The organism is Xanthomonas nasturtii (genome assembly GCF_001660815.1).
Taxonomy (GTDB): domain Bacteria; phylum Pseudomonadota; class Gammaproteobacteria; order Xanthomonadales; family Xanthomonadaceae; genus Xanthomonas; species Xanthomonas nasturtii.
On record NZ_LYMI01000018.1, the window covers coordinates 48,234 to 70,174 of the forward strand.

At 57.5% G+C, this 21,941-nt stretch carries 14 protein-coding genes and 1 tRNA gene; 3 read left to right on the top strand and 12 right to left on the bottom strand.

Translation table 11 applies throughout. From position 1 onward, the window contains the following. Window positions 1–73: 73 nt before the first annotated feature. The 3 genes from A7D16_RS08415 (at window position 74) to A7D16_RS08425 (ending at window position 2,361) form a co-directional block, all read left to right on the top strand. Window positions 74–166 (top strand) — tRNA-Ser (locus tag A7D16_RS08415). A 354-nt stretch (window positions 167–520) separates the two neighbouring features. Beyond that, window positions 521–898 (top strand): hypothetical protein, encoded by a 378-nt coding sequence (locus A7D16_RS08420; protein ID WP_239686967.1) that lies wholly within the window; start codon window positions 521–523, stop codon window positions 896–898. Next, complete coding sequence (locus A7D16_RS08425; protein ID WP_064631631.1) at window positions 895–2,361, top strand: YfjI family protein; 1,467 nt, start codon at window positions 895–897, stop codon at window positions 2,359–2,361. The genes A7D16_RS08420 and A7D16_RS08425 overlap by 4 nt, the downstream gene beginning before the upstream one ends. Window positions 2,362–2,475: 114 nt before the next feature. Here the strand turns inward: A7D16_RS08425 and mcrC are convergent, their stop codons facing one another. From mcrC to A7D16_RS08485, 12 genes are all read right to left on the bottom strand, one after another. Then, entirely contained in the window at window positions 2,476–3,615 is a 1,140-nt protein-coding gene (gene mcrC, locus A7D16_RS08430) for a 5-methylcytosine-specific restriction endonuclease system specificity protein McrC (RefSeq protein WP_082925761.1), read from the bottom strand. Continuing rightward, window positions 3,605–5,827 carry an AAA family ATPase gene (locus A7D16_RS08435; RefSeq protein ID WP_064631633.1) on the bottom strand — a complete coding sequence of 741 codons (2,223 nt, stop codon included), beginning with the start codon at window positions 5,825–5,827 and terminating at the stop codon, window positions 3,605–3,607. Before A7D16_RS08435 ends, mcrC begins: the two co-directional genes overlap by 11 nt. 9 nt (window positions 5,828–5,836) lie before the next feature. Then, a complete protein-coding gene (locus A7D16_RS08440) occupies window positions 5,837–8,824 on the bottom strand; it encodes a type I restriction endonuclease subunit R (protein ID WP_064631635.1) in 2,988 nt (995 codons plus the stop codon). Then, the gene (locus A7D16_RS08445) at window positions 8,825–10,015 is read right to left on the bottom strand and encodes a restriction endonuclease subunit S (RefSeq protein ID WP_064631637.1); all 1,191 of its coding nucleotides are present in this window, start codon (window positions 10,013–10,015) and stop codon (window positions 8,825–8,827) included. It abuts the gene before it with no gap. Next, window positions 10,015–11,685 carry a UvrD-helicase domain-containing protein gene (locus tag A7D16_RS08450; protein WP_064631638.1) on the bottom strand — a complete coding sequence of 557 codons (1,671 nt, stop codon included), beginning with the start codon at window positions 11,683–11,685 and terminating at the stop codon, window positions 10,015–10,017. The genes A7D16_RS08445 and A7D16_RS08450 overlap by 1 nt, the downstream gene beginning before the upstream one ends. After that, window positions 11,682–13,589: an ATP-dependent nuclease gene (locus A7D16_RS08455; protein ID WP_064631640.1), complete on the bottom strand. Its 1,908-nt coding sequence runs from the start codon at window positions 13,587–13,589 to the stop codon at window positions 11,682–11,684. The genes A7D16_RS08450 and A7D16_RS08455 overlap by 4 nt, the downstream gene beginning before the upstream one ends. After that, window positions 13,586–15,100: a type I restriction-modification system subunit M gene (locus A7D16_RS08460; RefSeq protein ID WP_064631642.1), complete on the bottom strand. Its 1,515-nt coding sequence runs from the start codon at window positions 15,098–15,100 to the stop codon at window positions 13,586–13,588. The genes A7D16_RS08455 and A7D16_RS08460 overlap by 4 nt, the downstream gene beginning before the upstream one ends. Further along, a complete protein-coding gene (locus A7D16_RS08465) occupies window positions 15,097–15,783 on the bottom strand; it encodes a helix-turn-helix domain-containing protein (protein WP_064631644.1) in 687 nt (228 codons plus the stop codon). Before A7D16_RS08465 ends, A7D16_RS08460 begins: the two co-directional genes overlap by 4 nt. Then, window positions 15,770–17,293 carry a type I restriction-modification system subunit M gene (locus A7D16_RS08470; RefSeq protein WP_204377170.1) on the bottom strand — a complete coding sequence of 508 codons (1,524 nt, stop codon included), beginning with the start codon at window positions 17,291–17,293 and terminating at the stop codon, window positions 15,770–15,772. The genes A7D16_RS08465 and A7D16_RS08470 overlap by 14 nt, the downstream gene beginning before the upstream one ends. A gap of 65 nt (window positions 17,294–17,358) precedes the next feature. Continuing rightward, entirely contained in the window at window positions 17,359–18,768 is a 1,410-nt protein-coding gene (locus A7D16_RS08475) for a DNA-processing protein DprA (protein ID WP_064631648.1), read from the bottom strand. Continuing rightward, window positions 18,765–20,843, bottom strand: coding sequence for a RecQ family ATP-dependent DNA helicase (locus A7D16_RS08480; RefSeq protein ID WP_064631650.1), 2,079 nt, complete (start codon window positions 20,841–20,843; stop codon window positions 18,765–18,767). The genes A7D16_RS08475 and A7D16_RS08480 overlap by 4 nt, the downstream gene beginning before the upstream one ends. Before the next feature lies 1 nt (window position 20,844). Then, window positions 20,845–21,750 carry a helix-turn-helix transcriptional regulator gene (locus A7D16_RS08485; protein WP_064631652.1) on the bottom strand — a complete coding sequence of 302 codons (906 nt, stop codon included), beginning with the start codon at window positions 21,748–21,750 and terminating at the stop codon, window positions 20,845–20,847. Window positions 21,751–21,941: the final 191 nt, after the last annotated feature.

Here is a 21,941-nt window from a genome sequence, read left to right on the forward strand (position 1 = left end):
AAGATTCAGCTTGTGGTACGGGCCGGCGACCGCTAGAATTTGCGGCCCTGTTCGGCCACGGTCGTGCAGGTACGGAGAGGTGTCCGAGTGGTTGAAGGAGCACGCCTGGAAAGTGTGTAAGCGTCTAAACCGCGCTTCGGGGGTTCGAATCCCCCTCTCTCCGCCAGATATTGGAACTAAGCCCCAGATTGCAAGGGGCTTTTTTCTTTTTCCCCCGGCCTAGTATGCCATCCAGTATGCCACAGCAAGTTGGCTGTGGTTGGGGCTCTCTGCGCGGCGCTGTGCATCGCGAAGCGGCGGAAACTCACCTCGACTGCACCAGCCACTGCCTTCATACAAAACCTGCCCTACTCCAGCTTGATGCACTTGGCTCACCGTACGTTGCCGCGACTGCCTCACTGGCCCTTTGCTGACAATGGCCAGCCCTAGCTCGACAGGAATTTCCGGAGAGGTTTTGAATCACTTGCGGAAATCCGCTCCTTATTCAATTTCCTAGTGTTTGCCCAGCATGTTCCCGAGGATGGCCATCCCGGCTGTCCCGATCGAGGACAAGTACATGCCAGCTGGCACCGTTAATGAAATGGCCGCGAAGTTCACTGCGGCGTACCACACACTCAAAGACAAGAAAGATACCGAACGGCTCCTTACGCTTATCAAGCCGATGATCCTGACCGCAAAGGTGGACGGCATCAGCGACAAGGAGTTGATTGACCTGATCAATACCTTGGGTCTGCGAGAGAAGTTCTACCCCGCGAAGCTCAAAGAGCTGCGTGCCCGACTGGACAAAACTGAATCGGATGTGCCCCCCAGTAGCGAAGATGGCCCACCCGCGAACGATGGTTCCATCGATCCGCTCGCAACCGCGCCCAGCGGCCGTCTTGAGGGAGCCGCGGCATGAACATGCCTGTCCAGCTCACAACCGTCTCAGTGCCCGACTACAATTTCGGCATGCTGCCACCGCTGGCCGCAGCTGCTGCAAAGGCAGTGTGCGCCAAGGTCCCAGAAGCCTGCCCTGCCATGGTCCGAACGCACATGCTGTCGGTGTTGTCCTCCGCGGTTGCTCCTCTCTACACAATGTCGCCGCCCAACTGGACATCCATTCCCATCGGCGTCAACACGCTGTGCATTGCAGATGTTGGTGGAAGTAAAAGCCCGATGCATGACTACCTGATCCCGCCGCTTGAAAACCACGCGCGAGACAGCTTCACTCGGTATGAGGTAGCCCGGACCGAAGCGAGCGCGGCGTCGGCCGAGAAAAAGTTCCATATCAAACTCCTGGAGGCCGAGATCGCTCGCTGCCGGCGCAAGCAGGAGCCCGCGCAGGACCTTCTTGCAACATTGGCTAAGCTACGCCGCGCGGCCACGGCGCAGCCAAAACACCGTCCACGCCTCGCGAGCAACATTGACCTGGAAAGCCTGCTGCAACAGCTAGATGGCAAGTATGAAGCAGTGGATTTCCTTACCGACGAAGGTGACAAGCTACTGAGCTCCAGCTTGATGCGCCACGTGTCGGTTCTGGTTGATCTGATCGACGGCAAGCTGCTGGAATTTCGTCGAGAGAAGAAGAAGCATCTACATGCCAGTCAGCCACGCGGCACGTTCGGCTTGCTGGCGCAGTTCGCAGCGATCGAGCCATTCCGCCCCCGGTGCAAGCGCAATGAGTACACCGAGCACCAGGCCGTCAGGCTCGGCTTCTTCGCGCGTTTCCTCGTCTGCGTCGCCCAGCCGCCGCCCATGAGCAATCGATACGCACCCGCGGGCAACGATGACGAGGCTCTTTCGAATCTCCACGAGGCGCTCAAGGAGCTTTATGACCTGCACCAGGACAACCAGGAGGCCGGTGGCATTGCCCCCATCGAACTGGCCTTCGCACCTGACGCGCTGGGCTACTGGGACGAGCTGTGCCGCATCACTCACAATCTCAAGTTCGGACAGCTCGCTCACATCGCCGACTTCGTCTCCAAAATGCTCAACCTGACCGCTAGGCTGGCTGCGGTGCTGCATGTTTGGGAAAGCCAAACCCACTACGTCTCGATCTCCTGCCTCCAACGTGCCTGGGAGCTCGTCTCCTGGCATGCCACCCAGTACGAACGCGTGTTCGTGCCGCCACCTCCCCTGCCCCAACAGGAGGCCGACGTGGAAGCCGTCATCGAACATCTCCAGGCATCTCGCTTTTCAATCGACTACAAAGAAGTCCCAACAGAGCCTATCGGCTTGTTGTTGAACATGCCGAGCAATCGTCTACGCGCTGCAGTCCTGCGGATGGCGCAACGGGACATAATCGAGTTATGTGGTGGCAAAACCACATTCATCAACTGCACCAAGATGTTCTCGCGATCTCGAAACATCACTTGGCGATGATCGTGCGCCAATGGATAAAAATGCACGGCTGTTGCCGGGCATTTTTTCTTACTCTTCGTCAGCCAGCCAGACAATCCTAAAGCCCTTGCGGTGTCACATCCGACTTATACAGTATCAATGGTATTGCAGACTAGGCTCGCACAACCGTACCAACTGTGCTCGGATATCCGCCGGAGATGATGCCAGATCCACTGTGGCAAACCGAATTTGATGCCCTTGGATCAGCACTGTTTCATCGACTATCTGGCCAATCGCTGGATGCAACAACAATCCGCTAGCGTGATCTGCAAGGGCATCACCGCACCCAACTTGGGAGCGCAGATAAGCGTAGATCTGATAGATGTATCCGCTGCGCAGGGCTTCCTCACGGTACCAACCGCTCGTCACAATCGAGGTGAACTTGGTATCGATGACAATCCGCTGCTGGGTTAATGGATGGTCGAGCACGACATCAGTTCGCATCGTGGGCAAGATTTTGTCGATCCCCGCTGTCTTCCGCTCGATCTGCCAGCCCATCGTCCCACCGCACAGCACCCGCCAGCCCTGCGAACTCAATGCGACTTCGTAGAAGCCACCCACCGCTCGCTCGAATAGGCGCCGTACCCAAGTCACTTCTCGGTCTGGCAAAGAGAGAACATTCGCACCAGATGCCTCCGTAGGGAGAAATAGATCAAACGCCAGCGTTGCGGCCGCCACCATCAACCGGTCGTCTGCATCGTTACGGCTAAAACGACCTGTGCTCATTTGGGCGCGGGTCGGTGCGTTCCCTGATACACCCATTGCCTTCATACCACTTGCAAGTGCGCGGCACCGATGGGCAACGTCCTTCCTCTGAACGATCCTGGAGATGGACTCCAAGGCTGCTCGGACAAAACGATTGCGTGGAGTGTCGATGGTGAATTCGTCGAACCGGCACGCCACCAGGCCTCTATCCATCAACTGATGGCGTTCGGTGGTCAAGACGTCGATCCGGCCACGCACGCGATTGATGACTGCATCACGAGATCGATATCCAAGACTCAAGCGGCGACGCTGTCGCACGTCAACCGCGTGGGCAAGGATCTCTGCGACTAGATCCGGTAGATCGTCCGGGCTGTCTTCCAAGCCGATCTTGCCGATGCCGCGAGTGCGGAACAGGTCAGAGGCGTAGAGCATCAGCAACCAGAGGTTGCGGACCGGAATGCGTCCGATGAATCCCTCAGCGCTCATGGCTGCACTTTCCACCTGTTCTACGACGCGGTCATCACCAGCCATGCGTCAGCCGTGCAATCGCTTTTCGTGCTTCGTCAGGCGCGTCAAACCAGTATTCATCCAGCAACGGGCCGATCTCCGTCTCCACGACCTGCTGGAACCACTGCTTCGTGTCTCCCGCCTCCAGTCGATGTGCGGGTGTCACATAGCTGTGACCAATCCGGAACTGCTTGCCAAGGCGCGCATCCGCCGCAATCTGCTCGTTCAGCTCAGCGATACGGCGTTCAATATCCTCGACCAGGCTCGGGCCGACAGCACACTCCTTGACCACCCACTCCCGCCATGCCTGGCCCAGTCTTGGCTCCAGCCCAACGAAAGCAAAGCGGCGACGCAATGCCAGATCGACCAGTGCAAGTGATCGGTCGGCGATATTCATGGTGCCGACCACATAGAGATTCTCGGGAATATGGACGGGCCGTCGTTTGCCGTCCGCATCCGGATAGCAGAGTTCCAGCGCTTCGTTGGGTGTCCGCTTGCCGGCTTCGAGCAGCGTCAGCAACTCGCCGAAGATCTGCGCCGGGTTTCCACGGTTGATCTCCTCGATCACCACGACAAACTTCGACGAAGGGTCCTTCGATGCGGCCTTGATGGCTTCCATGAAAACACCGTCCGCCAGCGACAACTTGCCTTCGCCAGTCGGGCGCCACCCTCTAACAAAGTCCTCGTAGGACAGGTTGGGATGGAACTGTACTGCGCGGACCTTGCTATCGTCTTTCTGCGCCATAAGCGCGAAAGCTAGCCGTTTGGCTAGCCAGGTCTTGCCCGTGCCCGGAGGCCCTTGAAGGATGAGGTTTTTCTTCGCGCGCAGACGATCGAGCAAACAGTCAATTTCGGCCCGTTCCAGGAAACAGCCGTCTTTGAGGATGTCCTCCACCGAGTAGGGAACGATAGGTGCTGCCACCTGAAAGGCTTCGCGAACTTCACCTCCCGCCTCCTGTTCTGCCCCGGTATTGGTAACGGTATCGCCGGCCGGCGCGGGCCCTTCAATCGGGTCTTTATAAATCCAAGACGCAAGCGACAGGTCAGGGAAGCTGTGGACTGGATAGCCGTCTTCGCTAAAACGCGCCTGAAAATCATCAAGTAGCTTCAAATACTCGCGTCCATCACAGGGACCCTGCTGGCCACTGATGGCGACATTCAGGCCGAGCCGCCTGTTGATGTAGTGGCGCGACTGACTATCAAGGGTGAGGAACTCCCATGGATGTGCCCAGTACAGGCCTGTGGAAAGGTTCCATGCGACACCCCGTACTTGGGTTGCCTCGTTATAAGCCTGGATGAAGACATCGCGAGTGTCCAACTGGTCGTCATCGACCATCTTCCTCGCAGCAACGAATACCTTCCAAAGCGCATCAATGTCGCCTGTACCACGCTTGTCCGCATACGCGAAAAACCAGGAGCGTTGGTTGTTGAGAACGGGGATGCCTTCAAATGAAAGTGGGACCGGTACCGCCACACCCAGCAACTTGGCAAGCTCACCTGCGATGGCCTTGCGGTTGGCATCGGTCATGGAACGGTTAAAGGTGCCTATCGTGGTGAAAGGACAAATATCCCGCAACGGACCAGAGGTTCCATCAGGAAACCTATCCTGAAGATAGGTCAGCCCCGGCACGCGAGACGCCATCTCGTGGATGCCATCGATGAGCGGAGTTCGGTCGTCTGCATGGGCCAGCAACTTTTCAGCCACTGCCTCGTAGAAGTCCGTCCACTCGAAACGCTGCTTTTCTGGCGATGCCGTGCCGTAACGCTCCCGCCAAAACGGCTCGTTGCGAAAGCGATCTACATCCTGCGCCTTACCGTAAAACGCAAATTCAATGAGCGCATCGCTCATCCATTCGCCAGGCAGTACACGCCAGATCGTTGTCCGGTGAGTGTAGAAGTACCACTCCCGTACCGGCTCGACCTTGGCCCAGTCCACCTTCACCCGCTTCCCGTCATTAAGGTTTTCGGCGATCGTACCAACGGCCTTGATGCCCATAACCGAAACCGCTCGGCCATGGCTATCGAAGGGCAGTCCGTGCTTTCGCGTGTAAGACGACTTGATGGCGATTCGCTCCCCCGGGCGCATGGAACGCACCACATCGAGGAGCTTGTCGTCGTAGCCGTTCTCCCAAATTCCTTCTGCAAGAAATCGCGGCATCTGATCATCAGTACCTCCGTAACTGGCGCCGACGAACCAGGTTGCGTGAAACGCACTATCTATCGTCTGAGTGGTCATACCCCCCCTTTAGTAATACTGCCGGATGTAGCTGTAGGCCTTCTCAAACAGCTCTTCATCCGCGTGCAGCTTGTATTTGAAGAGGGCTTTGCGTAGGGCCTTCTTGACCTCGCGCTCGCCGGCCTGCGTGCCTTGCCAGCCCGGGAACCGGACGAGACGCACGATTTCGTCGATGTCCGCGACCACGCGTTCGACCATGATGGGCGTCTTGGCCGTCTTGATCTCGTTGAACAGCTCGGTCAGCGCTGCCTTTCCGCGATCCTCGTCCTCTTCGGGCGGGACCCCCTTCTCGGCCTGCAGCGTTTCCTTGGCAATCTCCAGCAACTGCTTCAGAAATTCGACACTGTTGATCTGGCCAGACTCGAACCGGTCTTTCAGCGCATCAAGCCGCTCCGACAGCTTCTTGAACTTGGGGTTGCCGCCATGCCCGCGGAGCCGGCGCTGGAGCTTGACCTCGATCTCCTTGGCCTTCTTCGGGTCGGGGTTCGACAGCACGGCCTCCAGCAGATCAGCGTCCAGCACCAGTGTGTCGAGATCATCCCGCACAGCGTCCACATGCACGTTCTGGTGGATCAGCTCGATGGTCTTGGCGCCCAGCGAGTGCCAGATCAGCTTGCCGTGGCCATTGGACGGCTGCACAGACTGATACACCTGAGACAGCCACTTATAATCATTCTCGAAGGGGAGCAGTACGGTGTCGGGTGACAGGGCCTCCCAGAGCTTGTTGAGCACGCTGTAATCGGCGGCGAAGTTGTCTCGCACCTCGTTGTTTGGCAGGCACTGCTGCGCGGCGATCAGGCCCTCATAACCTTGCAGGGTGCGATCACAGCCGTTGAAGAAGGCCAGGCATTTCCGCATGGCTTCTGGCAGCTTTTCCGCTAGCTCTTGGATGTTGCTGACCACCTGCTTGACGCTCTGGTCGTCGAATTCCAGCGCGGCTGCCACATCATCGAAGATGCCGAGGTAGTCGACGATCAGGCCGTGGGTCTTCTGCTCGGAGTAGGTGCGGTTCACCCGGCAGATGGCCTGCAGCAGCGTGTGGTCGCGCAGCGGCTTGTCCAGGTACATGGCCTGCAGGATGGGCGCGTCGAAGCCCGTCAGCAGTTTGGCCGTGACGATGATCAGCTTCAGCGGATCGGCCGGGTCGCGGAAGCGATCGAGCAGCCGTTCTTCCTCATCGCGTGAACGGTCATAGGCCGCGTACTCTGGATGCTCCTTCTTGTCGGACGCCTGCACCGAAATGACGATGTCCGTGGCCTCGGGCGGCAGCAACTTGTCCAGCTCAGTCTTGAACAGCAGGCAGGACTCGCGATCGAAAGTGACGATCTGGCCCTTGAAGCCGTTGGGCTCCACCTTAGTCTGGAAATGCTCGACGATGTCCTCGCACACCTTGCGGATACGCTCAGGCGTCTTGACCAGCACGGCCATCTTGGCGGCGGTCTTGGCGAGGTTGTCCTTGTCCAGATCCGACAGGCCGCCGGTCAGGTCTTTGTAGGCGGCGTCCAGCGCGGCCTTGTCGATGTGCAGATCGATCAGCCGGGGCTCAAAGTGCAGCTTTAGCGTGGCACCGTCGCGGATTGACTCCTCGAAGCCGTACCGGCTCATGTAACCTTTCTCGTCCTCGTCGGCACCAAAGGCGTAGAAGGTGTTGCGGTCGGCACGGTTGATCGGCGTGCCGGTCAGGCCGAACAGAAACGCGTTGGGCAGGGCCTCGCGCATCTTGCGGCCCAGGTCGCCTTCTTGCGTGCGGTGGGCCTCGTCCACCAGGGCGATGATGTTGCTGCGGTCGTTCAGGCTGCCAGTGGCCTCGCTGAACTTGAAGATCGTCGTAATGATGATCTTGCGCACATCCTGCGCCAGCAGTTGCTGCAGCTTCTCGCGGCTATCCGCCTTTTCCAGGTTGGGAATGTCCGCTCCGGTGAATGTACCGGTGATCTGGCTATCGAGATCGATCCGATCCACCACGATCAGCACGGTCGGGTTCTTCAGGCCGGCATGCATGCGCAGCTTCTGCGCGGCGAACACCATCAGCAGCGACTTGCCCGAGCCCTGAAAGTGCCAAATCAGGCCCTTCCTGGGGTAACCCGCCAGCACGCGTTCGACGATCTTGTTCGCTGCCTCGTACTGCTGATAGCGGCAGATTATCTTGCTGCGCTGCTTTTTCTTGTTGGTGGCGAACAGGGTGAAGCTGCCCAGAATATCCAGCACCACATGCGGCCGTAGCATGCTCTCAGCGGACAGCTTGAGCGACTTCAGCGGGTGGTGCTGGCCGTCGTCGCCATCACCATCCAGATGCCACGGCCCCCAGTCCTTGACTGGCAGGCCGATGGACCCGTAGTGGTAAGCCTTGCCTTCGGTCGCCACCGAGAACACGTTGCAAACGAACAGCTCGGGCACGAATTTCTCATAGTCGTCGTGCACCTGTACCGCGCCATCGACCCAGCTGATGCATTTCTTGACCGGCGTCTTCGCCTCTATCAGTACCAGCGGCAAACCGTTCACCAGTAGCAGCAGATCGGCGCGGCGTTCGGTGGGGCCTGCACGGTAGGTGTACTGCTGGGTGACGATGTACTGGTTCTGCGCCAGATCATCCAGGTCGATCAGCCGCACCGGCACATGCTCGTTATTGGGGCCGAAGGGCATAGAGCGCTCGCCGCGCATCCACGCCGTCATCTCCTCGTTGGCGCGGATCAGGCCATCCGAGCGCACCGACAGTACGATGGCACGCAGCTTGTAGAGCACCTCGTTGGCGCGGTCGGGCTGAGCAGCAATCTCCGGGTTCAGGCGAATCAGCGCCTCACGCAACCAGGGGCCAACCAGCACGTCCTGAATCTGGCGCGGCACCTCAGCCGGGGCGACGTAGCGCCAGCCGATGCCTTTGGAGCTGGGACCGTAGCTGACTTGAGGTTCTTTGACGGTGTTAGCCGTGACTGCCTTGATCGGGGCGGCGAGCAGATCGCGGACGTAAGCCTCGACGGTGTTAGATTCATTGAACACCTATGCCTCTCCCCCAATAGCCCTGGCCGTCATGAGCTTTGCCCACTGCCGGGCGGCATCACGACGTGACTTTTGCGCTGCCATTGCCTTCTCTACCTCTCGCAATTGGCTGAGTGCAGAGTCCTGAACGTTCAGACTTGGCACATTCAGGCGCATCTGTAGCAAGTTGGCCCGATTGATCTTCTTCATGCTCGCGCTGGTGCCAGCTGCGATTCGCATCAGGTATTCACGCGCCGATGTGGTCTGCAGCAAGGCCTCCAGGAACGTCGGACGAATCAGTACAGGGTTTGGCCTGAGACGCATCATCGTGTCCGGGAAAGACACGTCAGCGCGGTTGTCATTGAAAACTCCAACGAATCCAACGCGGTCTGCTGTGTTGGAGCGAGAGATCAGCATGTCCCCTGTTGAGAGCTTTGCCGCTAGCATTTTGCTGGTCGGCTCGACAGGCTTGAAGTCTCCTGAGACATATCCCTCTCGGGACAATGCAGCCAATCCAAGTACGAAGTAGCCCGTGTTGGCATCCCTCGGGGGCGCACTGCAACCGCTCTCCGGTGAGCCGAGCAGGAGATCGCCAAGCACGTAGGACTTCGCCACGTCAGAACTATCGAGTCGGAGCAACGAATCCTTGAGCGCTTGAAGGATTCGACCGGTCGAAAAATGAACCTCATCGACCGCATAGCAATGGTCCTTGGCACTCCTCAGGAGATCAACGGCGGACCGCTGATCTTCGATTGGCGGCAGTGCAAACGGGAATCGCTCCAAGTCAGAGAAGTTGATATAGGGATTGACTGAGCCCTTCGAGTTATTGATCGAAAATGCATTGAATGCCTCGGTCTGCATCAAGAAAGGCAGGAACTCCGGCAGAAGCTCTTCAGGATTCTTTGGCTCCAGCACGAAGGTCGTATTGGCGCAGACTCCTTCAAAATCAGCCACCGCAACCTTGCGCAAATAGGTTCGACGCGAGCCATAGAGCACTTGACCCGGCTTGAAGCGCATATGGAAGGCTGGCCCCAAGTAACCCGAGCCAATTTCCCCCCACCGGCGGAGTCGCAGGTCGTCGGTGTCCATATGGTCACCGGCTATATAGCGCTCAAGGCCAGAGGTTTCCGGATCAGCCTTCTTTTTGCATTGGCGTACCACGTCGCCGAATTGCACCCAACGCCAGCCAGATTTCAACGTCTTGTTGCGCATTATTGTTTTCTCACAAATGGCGCGGCATAGCCAAAATATTCACTTTGAGCTGTGCGTCGCACATCCCATCGCCTAGCTCCCACTGGGCGGTCCCGTTGATTGGCATAGGTAAGGATCAGTCGCTTCTTGGCACGAGAAACCCCGACGAAATAAGCGCATCGATTCTCATCCTGATCGCCAAAGAAGATTTCTTTTTCGACGGCCATGATGATGACTGAATCAAACTCAAGGCCCTTGCTCTTATGGATGGTCAGAATTCGTACGGCCTGGTCTTCGGAGAACCGCTCAAGGGCCTTGGGTAAGTCAGGTTCCAGCTTGAGCAATTCCTCGATCCTGGCCTTGGTATCGCGAACCACCTCTTTCAACCGATTGTGCGATTCGTAGTCCGGGGAAATCGACACCAGCGTTTCGATACTAACTTGCTTCAGGAATGCTCGAACTAACTCCCACCATCCGGAGTAGGGCTCATTGACCAGCTCGGAAATAGCTATCTCTTTTCGATGCTGCTTGACGAGCCGATCAAGGTCCTTACGCGCGTTCGATTGAATGTCTTCATCGGCAAAAGGGATAAGCTGGTTCATGAGCCGAATCCAAGCTTTAGGCTCGCGCTTACCATAGAGGCATGACAGATAGTCCACAATTAAGCGTGCAGCAGGCTCCACCGTGATGTCTTGCATCTGCTGTTCGTTGCGGAAGGGAATGCCGCGCACCTCCAATGCCGCCATCAAATGATCGGCGTAAAGGTCGAGCTGATTACGAATCAGGACCGCAATTTCCGCAGGCGGAAGCTGCTCGGTCTTTATCCAGCCCTCAATCAAACCTGCGAGGTAGTCAGCCTCCTGACGACTATCTTCGAAGCTCCATGCAAATACCTCGCCTTCGTCACCGGCAAGCTGCTCATCAGGCATGACGGATGAGGGGTCAAGCTTGCGAATGATCTCGTTTTGCAGGCGAAGCAGTCGTGGCTTTGAGCGGAAGTTACGGTACATATTGAGTGGGGCAGCAGCAAAGTCTGCAACGAAAGCATGAAAGATGCCATCCATGGCTCCAGCCCAGCCCATGATCTTCTGCTTAGTGTCGCCCACGGCGGTCAAGCGAATGCTTGTGCCTTGAAAGGCGAGCTTGAGCAACTCGTACTGCAGGTTGGTACAGTCTTGAAATTCGTCGAGGAAGACGTCGCTGTAGGTTTTCCGAATGGCGCTCCTCGCGACTGCAGACTGTCGCAGAATCTGGATCGCAAACGGCACCAGATCGGAAAACTCGATCAAAGTCCGTGATGGGCCCGGCTTTCGATCTGCAATTTTGTACCCAGCATCCAGCGCATACTCGCCCGTCAGCACAGGACGGAAACGATCAATGATGCGCTTGGCAAGAGCGTGAAAGGTATAGCTGTCAAACCGCGTGGCAAGCTCGGAACCGCAGCGCCGCCTTACTCGCTCCTTCAAGTTGCTACTGGCATCAACTTTGAACGAAATGGCCAAAATCCGTTTTGGATAACGACAGGTTCCCGTGCGCAGCAAGAAGTCTGCCCGCTGCGCAAGCATTTCGGTCTTGCCCGCTCCTGGCCCTGCTGTCAGCGCAAGACTGCGCGCGTATTCCTTAGCTGCGCGCAATGCATTCGGTTCAAGAGTCAGCCCATCCGCAGGCTTCCAGTCATCGACCGCAATCAATCAGGCAACTCCGCAAGTTTGGCGATGACGGCATCAGCCAATCTGCTCAGCGATGCGGGCATATCAGCCAGCAACTCCTCATCTGTCAGCTGAGCCAGTGCGTCAATATGGGCTGCGGGTTTGCTACCAAGTTTGAAGCGCTGATGGTAGGTGCTGAACATCTTCTGTTCGTCTTTACTGTACTGGCTGGGGTCGTGGTGCTGCTTACCGAGAACCGCCTTGATCGTGGATTCATCCGGCTTTTCCTCCTCGACGCCGTAGGCTTCCGGGAACGACAGCAGCATTGTGAAGTCCAGATCCATGGGATACGAGAAGTACACATCTCGTTCTTCAAGCGCCGCAAGATAGTTGTCGTAATCTCGAACTTTGTAGGTAGCATTCTTCCATTTGGGTATTACATGGCCGGCGGGGAGGACCTTGCTCGGCGCATAGACAGCCAGTTGGTCATTGACGTATTTGATTCGCCCCCAGCCAGCCGCATAACGAGCTACATCTAGATCAAGAAGTGTCAGGCAAGGGATCTGCAAGGCCGACAGCAGACGCCAGAAGTGATTGACGTGCCTGCCTCCAAGCGGGGCAATCGTGACAGCGGACTCATCAACCGGCGCTCCTTTGACCTGCAGCAGACGAGGCAACACAATTTCTTCGCTATCGCCTTCCCCAAGTACGACAAGCCGCGAGAAATAGAGCTCCGGGAAGGCTTGTACTGCCTCGCGCACAAACTTGTGAGCTTCATCAGCGGCGTCTGGCAACTGGATATGCGTGACGCGAGATGTTCGCTCCTTGGTCAGCCGCAGATAGCGGATACGTTCCGGAGCAACGCGCCGCAGCATCGACGGCGCGTGGGTCGCAATCAGTGCTTGCGCGTCACTATCGCAGGTCATCGCGTTGAGCGCATTGACGATTCGTCCAAGGTAGTGCGGTGAGAGGCTGTTTTCGGGCTCTTCGACCGCCACCACCGTAAACACGGGCGGGCGCAGCTTGTCTGCGTCGAAAGAATCATCTTCTTCAGCCAGGACCGCGCGACCGATGGCTTGCGAGGAAAGCACGAGCGAGAGATAAAGCATCGACTTCTGACCATCGCTCAGTCGCGAGAAATCGACCAGCTGCTCATCATGACCTGGCGTGAATGACACCGACATGTGCCGCAGCAAGGCTTCAATCTCGGACGCAACAAATGTGAGTTTGGGGTCTGCAAAGAAGCTTCCCTTGTGCAAAGCGCTCCATGTCGATTTCAAGCTTTTGCTGAACGCATTGATTGCTGGATTGGCAGCCAAGCTGCCGCTGATCTGGTCGGTCAAGCCCTTGATGACAGTTCGCTCAGCGTCCCAATTCACCGCACGCAGCATGCGCCCTAGCAGTGCATTGGCGCCGTAGGCAATGTGATCTTCTGGATCACGGCGTGCGGGCAGGTAGTGAACGTGAATATGGTTGCGTTCAGATCGGGGCACCTGAGCAGTGGTCATTGGCGAGCCATCTGCATTGATGTCCAGCACATAGACCATGCTTTCTTCAATGTCCCCATCCAAACCCATGGTGGCGGTGAGACGGAATCGCACGCGCGGTGTACCATCGATTTCATCAAGGCGCATGTGGCCGAAATGAGGCGCTACCGTGCTGTTGTCCTCGTCGTCGTCGTCAAGTTCCGGGAACAGGAAGTCGGCTTCGATCCATAGCTGACGCTCAGCAGGCGGTGCCACCTCGTTGAATGGGACTTGAAAGTCCGAGCGCAAGATTCGGCGCAGTGATGGATCAAAGGCAAACAGACGGCAAAGGGCTTGGAGTGCTGCTGTCTTGCCTGAGCCGTTAGGGCCGATGAGGTAAGTAATCTCCTCCAACCGAATTTCGGTAGGCACAGCTCCAAATGACTGGAAGTTCGAGAGCCGGATCGTTTGAAGCTTCATTGGGTGTCCTCAGCCTTGGAAAGACCATCCAGCGTTTCCACCAATGCGTCCATCTGCAGCCAGAATGCGCGTCCATCGGTTTGCCATTGCTCCCAGGTAGAGAGCAGCGATACCGCATCGCCATTGCTGTCGGTGGCAACGACGGGGGCAACGCGCTTCACGTACATCGGGATCGAAAGGTTGCCCGCATTGGCGCCTATTTCGGCCCGGGTGGCAACCTTGGCGAAACCGGGTTCATCCGCGAACGCGTTGAATGCGCTCAGGATGTGCTGCTGGTGCTCAGGCTTAAGGAAGCTCTGCGCCCGCTCTCTAGTGACCTCGTTAACAGCATCAATGAAGATCACCTTGCCCTTGCGAGCAGTGACCTTCTTGCGGTTGCAGATGACGATGCACGACTCCATCGGCGAGTTGTAGAACAGGTTGGGGCCCAAGCCGATGACGGCCTCGACCCAGTCCTGCTCGACCATCTTGGCGCGCATGGACTGTTCTTCGTTGCGGAACAGCACGCCATGTGGCCACAGCACGGCACAGCGACCATTGGCGGTCAGGCTGCTCAGAATGTGCTGCTGGAACGCATAGTCGGCGCGGCCCTGCGGCGGCGTGCCCAGGGAGTTACGGCCCCACTTGTCGCTGCTCCAGGCCTCGCGGTTCCACTGCTTGATGGAGTACGGCGGGTTGGCCAGGATCACATCGAACTGGCGCAGGCAGTCGCCCTCGATGTGCTTGGGATCGGCCAGGGTGTCGCCACGGATGATCTCGAAGTCCTCCACGCCGTGCAGGAACAGGTTCATGCGAGCGATGGACGAGGTAATGAGGTTGCGCTCCTGCCCGTAGAGCTTGAGGGTGCGGTACTCGCCGCCCGACCGCTTCACTTCGTCCAGCGCCGAGATCAACATGCCGCCGGTGCCGCAGGTAGGGTCGTAGATCGACTCGCCGGCCTGCGGCGCCAGCAGCTGCGTCATCAGGTGAACGACGGTGCGGTTGGTGTAGAACTCGGCTGCCGTGTGGCCGGAGTCGTCTGCGAACTTTTTGATCAGGTACTCATAGGCGTTGCCGAGTTCGTCCTCGGGGACGTTAGCCACGGACAGCGTCTGGGTCGAGAAATGCTCGATGAGGTTCTTTAGCGTTTCGTCGGGCAGCCGCTCGCGATTGGTCCACGGGGCATCCCCGAAGATGCCGTCGAGCAGATCAGGGTTGACGGACTCGATAGCACGCATGGCTTTCTGGATGGCCGCACCGACGTTCTTAGGTGACTGTCGCACTTCATTCCAATGCGCACGTGCAGGAATCTGAAAACGGTGGTTTTCTGCAAACTGGGCATAGGAGAGGTCGCCATTGGAGTTGACCAGCGCTGCCTGGTACTCCTCTTCCCACACATCCGAGACGCGCTTGTAGAACAGCAATGGAAAGATGAACTGTTTGTAGTCGCCGGCGTCGATGAGGCCGCGTAGCAGCACGGCGGCACCCCACAGATACGACTCTAAGGCTTGTTGAGAAATACGTTGCGTCACTTCTCTGCCCTCGAGTGCGCGAACGTTTCCATCTTCACATTCAGTAGATTATTAGCAAAGCCACGAACCATCAGCGCTTCCATGTCCTCGATCATTCCGTCGTCAACACCGTAGGCGCTGAAGTAGAGCGCCAAGTCGAACAGTTCGAGCTGCATGTCCTTTGGCTGGCGTAACTTCTCGTAACCTGGCTTGAACTCCTGATTTCGTACTGGATGGTTCACTAGGGTAATCTTCTGGACGGCGCGTTTGCGATTAAATGCCAGGTTCATCTCTTTCCAAAGCGATTGCTCGCGCGCTTTACCAACGTATAGCGCTTGGCCTCGCGAGTCGTAAAAAATATAAATACCATATGAATTACAAAGCATATCCTTCAGCCCGCGCGCGTAGAGCGAGGCATTACTACTGCAATCGAATAAGTTGAAACCCGCCTCGAATTTCGAATCGCACCTGTCAATTGCGTAAAACTCCACAATTGGACGGATTGTCTCGAATTGGGCATCTCGGACCGCCGCTTTCCTTGATTTTGCTAGGGCCGATGCGATCTGATTTGGTGAAAGATCCTCGTTGCGTTTCTTCCAATTGATAACGGTTTGCATCGATACGCCTAGCACATCGGCAAGTTCACCTTGAGATGTCGTCCCTAGCTTTTTGCTCAGGGCGCTAAGGAGCTCACTGGCGCGCATCTCTCACTCCTAGCGCACTAATCCAGCCGCCATCGGCCATGACTTTGGCCAGTTGGGCTTCGGCATCCCGGCACCTCACGAGTGCATCTTTAAATCCGGCGATCGCTTCAGGTAACGACGAAATGTCTTCCTGCAATGGCGGCAGAACGTAACGTGAAACGTTAAGCGTCCAGTCCTCAGCTTTGATCTCGTCGAGACTAACCACGCGGGCCGCGTCCTGCACGTCGACAAACTGGCAATACCAGCTGAGGATCTCAGCGGCATGCTCGGGTTCCAGATAGTTTTGCGCACGCCCACGGCGGAACAGGCGTGACGCATCGGCGATCAGCACCTTCTTCTTGTGTTTGGCCGGCTTGCGCTTGCGCAAGACCAGAATGCATGCCGCGAGGCCTGTGCCGTAGAAAAGGTTGGGCGCCAACCCGATCACGGCCTCGACCAGGTCCATCTCCAGTAGCTTCTGGCGGATGTTGCCTTCCACACCTTTGCGGAACAGAGCGCCCTGGGGTAGCACCACGGCCATCCGGCCGCTAGCGTCGGCCATCGACTTGACCATGTGTTGCACCCAGGCGAAGTCTCCGCTGGATGAGGGCGGTAAGCCAGCAAAGTTGCGGCCGAAGGGATCGTTCAGCCACAAATCCTCGCCCCACTTTTCCAGCGAGAATGGCGGATTAGCAATCACGCAGTCGAACGTGGCCAGTCTGTCGACCTCAAAGAAGGCCGGGTTACGCAAAGTGTCGCCGCGCACCACCTGAAAATCTTCGATACCGTGCAGGAACAGGTTCATCCGCGCGATGGATGAGGTGGTGAGGTTTTTCTCCTGCCCGTAGAGCTTGCCCCACAGCCGCTTGACATCGCCATGCTGTTCCTTCACGTGTTGCACGGCGGCCAACAACATGCCGCCAGTGCCACAGGCCGGGTCGTAGATGGTTTCGGCTTCTTTAGGATCGAGCGTGTCGATCATCAGTCGCACCACGCCGCGCGGGGTGTAGAACTCGCCGGCCTTCTTGTTAGTAGCGTCGGCGAACTTCTTTATCAAGTACTCGTAGGCGTCGCCGAGCAAATCCGAGTTGACGTTCTGGTTGCCAAAAGGCAGCTTCGCGAAGTGTTCCATCAGATCCTTGAGCAAGGCATCGGACAGCCGCTCTTTGTTCGACCACTGAGCATCGCCGAACACGCCGTATAAAGTGTCCGGATTGGCCTTCTCGATCTCGCGCATCGCACGCTGAAGGGCCGCTCCGACATTGCTTGCCCTAATCCGAACATCGTTCCAGTGGCAGTCCTCCGGGATCTGGAAACGGTGTGATTCGGGGAACCAAGCAAGTTGCTCATCGCCTGTCTCATCCACGATCTCCTGGTACTCCTCGTCCCAGACATCGCAGATGCGCTTGAAGAACATCAAAGGAAAGATGTAAGTCTTGAAGTCAGCCGCATCCACCGGACCACGCAAGATGTTGGCGGATTCCCAGAGGTGGCTTTCGAGCTGGCTGAGGGTGATTTGTTGGTCGCTCAACCGCATAGCCCTTCTGTACTAATGCCGTCGCACTGCGGCTTGTGTTCTTGTATGGTCTTCATCAATTACTCGAACATCCGCTTCTGCTTGACGATGTAGCCCGCAGGCTTCTTCTGTTTTTCCAGTACGCCTTCATCGACTAGGCGCTGCAACCATACCTTGGCCTGCGCGTTGGAGACCTCCAGCGCGGCCGCTAATTCGGCGTCCTTCATCGGCTTACTCAAGAGTTGCTGAATCACTGCCCGTACGGCAGCGAAGAGCACTTCGGCGGGAGTCGATTCCGGTCGCAGAGATTCCTTGACCTCATCTATCGGCGCCACAGCCTCTGGTGTGACTGGCGGCGATTCGTCCAACGCCTTAGCGGGTGGCTGCGTATCGGAAACAATATCGACCGGTGCCAATGGCTCGCTCTCGGCTTGGGGCGGCGAGGCGGCTTCCGGTGGCACGGGCGCCGTTGACTTTGCATCAGCAGATGATGGCTCTTCGTTCGAAAGCAGCGCAAAACCAACCTGCGGGGAGGCCGTCGGCGCGGGCATCGCCACATTGAACACGTCCTCGAAGGAATCCACGTCTCGCGGGTTCGGCCAGGGAATTGCCCCTTTCTTTCGCAAAGCATCCAATCCGGCGGAAGACTCGCCCGTCGATCGAATAAAGACCGGGACGAACTTGAGTTTGTCGAGCTGCTCGACTGCGCCCGCCCAGGTGCCGCCTCTATTGAGGTCGGAACTGACCACCAGTGAGGTGTCCGCCAATGCATAAATCAGCTTGTTTCGCTGCATGGCGTTGCCCACATTGAACCCAGCACTCGGGTCGTAGGGCGAAATGAGCACCAGCTGCCCATCGAGCAGCAGGTTGCGTTGCTCGCGGTTCGTAGTAGTCTTTTCTAGACTGTCCGCCAGCACGCCACAAACTTTTCCACCACTCTCGAGCGCGCCACGCATGGCGGCCTGGTCGATACCCTTGGCGCCACCGGAGACAAGCGTTCTACCTGCTCTAGCAGCGAGCCGGCCAACTGCCATTGTGTAGTCGATGAGAGCGTCATCCACATCGCGCGATCCAACGACGGCAAGCCCGCCGGTTTCGAGCAAAGCCATGTCGCCACAACCGTAGAGCACTGCCGGCGCATCTTCACGGAGGCGGGTCTTCAGACAGCGGGGATACTCTGCATCGGCGCGGCTGACCACCCAAATGGCGCGTGCTTGCCAGCGCTCGATCACTTGGCTCAGCAGGAATCCGCGCCCCAACAATTTCTGCAGGCGGCTCTCGTCAATCACCGGCTGGCACGCATGCAAGATCTCAGCTGCATCTGGCAAGAGGAAGTCCGCAGGCTGACGCTGGATCTCGCGCAAATGACGCGCGAGACGTTTGTATTCAACAGGCGAGAGCAGATCCGATGACGCAGTGCCTCGTCCGGCAATGAGCGGCGCAGTTAGCAGCAGGATCGCCTGGGTGTTGGGTGAGAGGACTGGCGTCATTCGTCGTGCCCCGTTTGTGATAGGGCCATAGGCAAAACCACGCCACTGCCGCCTTTGCACAGTAGCCATGCAGAGACCGTCAGCGTCCATCGCGAGTCGACCATGTCATCCACCAGGAGGACTGGTCCGGGAGGAATGGGCTGCCCATTGAGTGCGAGCGAACCATCAATGTTACGCGCCTGCTGTGTACTGTTTGCCATCGTCTTCTGTTCGGGCCTTGCATCTGTTTTTGCGATGACCATATGAAACGGCAAACCCAGCGCAGCAGCCAAGCGTTGCGCGAAATTCGGCACCAGTGCAGGATGCCGAAGCGAAGGAACGCAGGTCACCCAGTTCGGCCCGGGCTGTGGACTCCACTCCTGAATCATCTTCACGCACGCAGCAATGAGGTCATCGGAAAAGTGGCCGTCGTGATATTTGCCCTGCCGAACCAAGCCTCCCCAACCGGCATCACCCCAGACGCAAAGCGCCTTTCCTGGTTGCGCTTGATAGGAAATCGTGGATGCGGTGTGAATTCCGTACTGCGGCATCCCCCCCACGGGCCATTTTTTGCGAGGCTCGATAGGCAGACTTGTGCGACAAAGAAAGTCTTCAGCTTCCCGGACCAGCAACTGATCTACGTCTTCTGACAGCGGCGGCAACGACGGTGGGCTGACAGTGCTTGAATCGCCATCAAGCGCATCAGTCAGAAAGCCCATGTGCTGCCCGAAAGGCCGAGAGACGTATTCCTGCATTTGCTGGAGTTCGGCACGCCTCAACTTGGTTAGTCTGTCTGCTCGCGCCCAGAATCCGTTTCCTAGCTCGGCTGCAGTAAGCTGCCACTTTGTACCTTGCTTGGCAATCGGCGCTGGAGATTCGAGAGATAGTGCCGTGATAGTCTTCTCGATGCGGCCTTTGCCCATGTTCACGCGGGTCATGATGTCAGGTATTGAAAGTCCTTCCGGTGCCTCATTAAGAGCCCCCAGGACATCGTCCACCTCTTGGCGAGTTGGGAACGCGCTACGGATAAACCAGTCGGTAATTCCTTCTTCTTCATCTCCGCTCAAGAGCACGCCATATGCAGATTCCAGCGCTCTTCCTGCGCGCCCTACTTGCTGGTAATAGGCGACAACTGAACCGGGCATCTGAAAATGGATGACGAATGCCAGGTCCGGCTTGTCGTAGCCCATACCCAATGCGGTGGTCGCTACAAGTGCCTTAACTTTGTTCTCCTGCAGAGCCTGCTCTAGCTCCTCACGCCTATCACCTGTCTTACCTGTATAGGCCTCTACAGCAAAGCCTCGGGCCTTGAGCCAATCAGCTAGTTGATTGGCATCTCGGATAGTGAGCGTGTAAATGATGCCGTGCCCTGGAAGTGCCCTGAGTTGCTGCGCGATCCAGGCTAGACGGACAGCCTGGCTGGGCAAACGCATCGTTTGCAGCGTCAGAGAATCTCGATTCAGGCCGCCACGCAGCACCTTCATATTGGGGCCGAGCACAGCCACAAGGTCTGCCATAACCCGATCGTTTGCTGTTGCCGTTGTAGCTAGCAGCCGCAGATTGGCTGGAAGCGTTCTGGCAATACGTTCCAGCAGTCGGTAGTGAGGACGGAAGTCGTGCCCCCAATCAGAAATGCAATGGGCCTCATCGACAACCATCAGCGAAATCTGTCCTGCGATACCAGCTAGAACCTCTGTGTTAAACCATTCGTTGCCCAGCTTTTCTGGCGCTATCAGCAGAATGTCCACTTCGTTTCGACGCAGCTTGGCTTCAACCGATTTCCATTCATCCTGGTTATCGGAGTTGATAGTGGCGGCGCGAACTCCCATGCGCTCTGCCGCTGCGATCTGGTTTCGCATTAGTGCCAGCAGTGGCGAGATCAATAATGCTGGGCCAGCTCCAGTCTCCCGCAGCAACTTGGTCGCGATGAAGTAGACAAAGCTCTTACCCCACCCGGTTTTCTGCACAACTAGCAAGCGGCCTTTGCCTTCGACGATGTAACGAATGGCATCTTCTTGGCCGTCGCGGAAAGTGGCATCGGCACGTCCGGAGCCGATCCGGAGCAGTTCCAACGCACGCTTGGGATCGTAGGCCACGTTATATTTCTCCCTTGTTTTGGTCGGGCGAACGGTAGCCCGGCGCCAACACAGCGTTCTTGACGCCGTACAGCGCCAAGTGATCTTTCAGCCAGAGCCTGAATTCGTAACCGCGCAGACTGTGGTCATGGGAGCAGTCGACGCTCCACTGCCGCAAGATGTATCCAGCGGTGGCAGCACGAAGCTTCATCCGCAGTGATCCGCGAACCATGCCGTAGTCCATCTCCGTGATTTCGGGGCGGGGCTGATCCGGGTGCGGCACCATCTCCAGTTCAACGATCCTGGTCCATTGGATGTCCTCATCACTGCGCTCATGGGGCTGCACATCTGCATCCCTCATGAGGACTGGACGCTTGATCCGGGTAATGGCGAAATCCCGGAACCCTTGGCACTTCCGGTCGAAGGCGCGGACGTGCCAACGGAGACCGTTGTCGATCAGCGCGAACGGGACGATCTCCCGCTCGGTGCGGCCACTGGAGATGGAGTGGTACTCGATGCCGAGCGGACACTCTTGGTGAATCGCACGGGTCACGCTCGCCAGTACAACCAGATCCGGATACGTGAGCCGTGACGGGCTCTCGCTGGTCACCCACGCCTTCAGCCGCATCGGCTCACCGTCGCCAAAGCTCTGGGTCAGCCATGACAGCACCCGCTCCGGGGAGAAGTCGAAGATGGGTCGAAAGTCCGGCCCCAAGACGTAGGACTTGCCCTTGGAGTCGTAGTCGATGTTGTCCGGGGCCAGCTCTTTGTACAGCGCTAGATCCCTGGATGCGGCTGCCGACTGAATGCCGAACCGCGCGACCAAGTCCTGACGGCGTATCTCCCCGATGAAGCGCACGCGCAACTCCACGAACGCGAGCCTGTCGCGTTGCGGCTGAGTCAGTTCTGCGAGCTGTTCGTTCGACATCCTGCTCACTTGCTGGGTTGGGAATGACTGTCCAAGATCTCGTATGCCGGGCAGTTATCCCGCTCCCTGCAACCATCCTCACCATGTTCGCACAAGCGTCGCATTTTGATAACCACTAGCATTGAAGACAGCGTCAGGTGCAGATTCAGCCGCCCCAAGCCGGTCAGTCACTTCCGTTTCCTGGAAAGGGA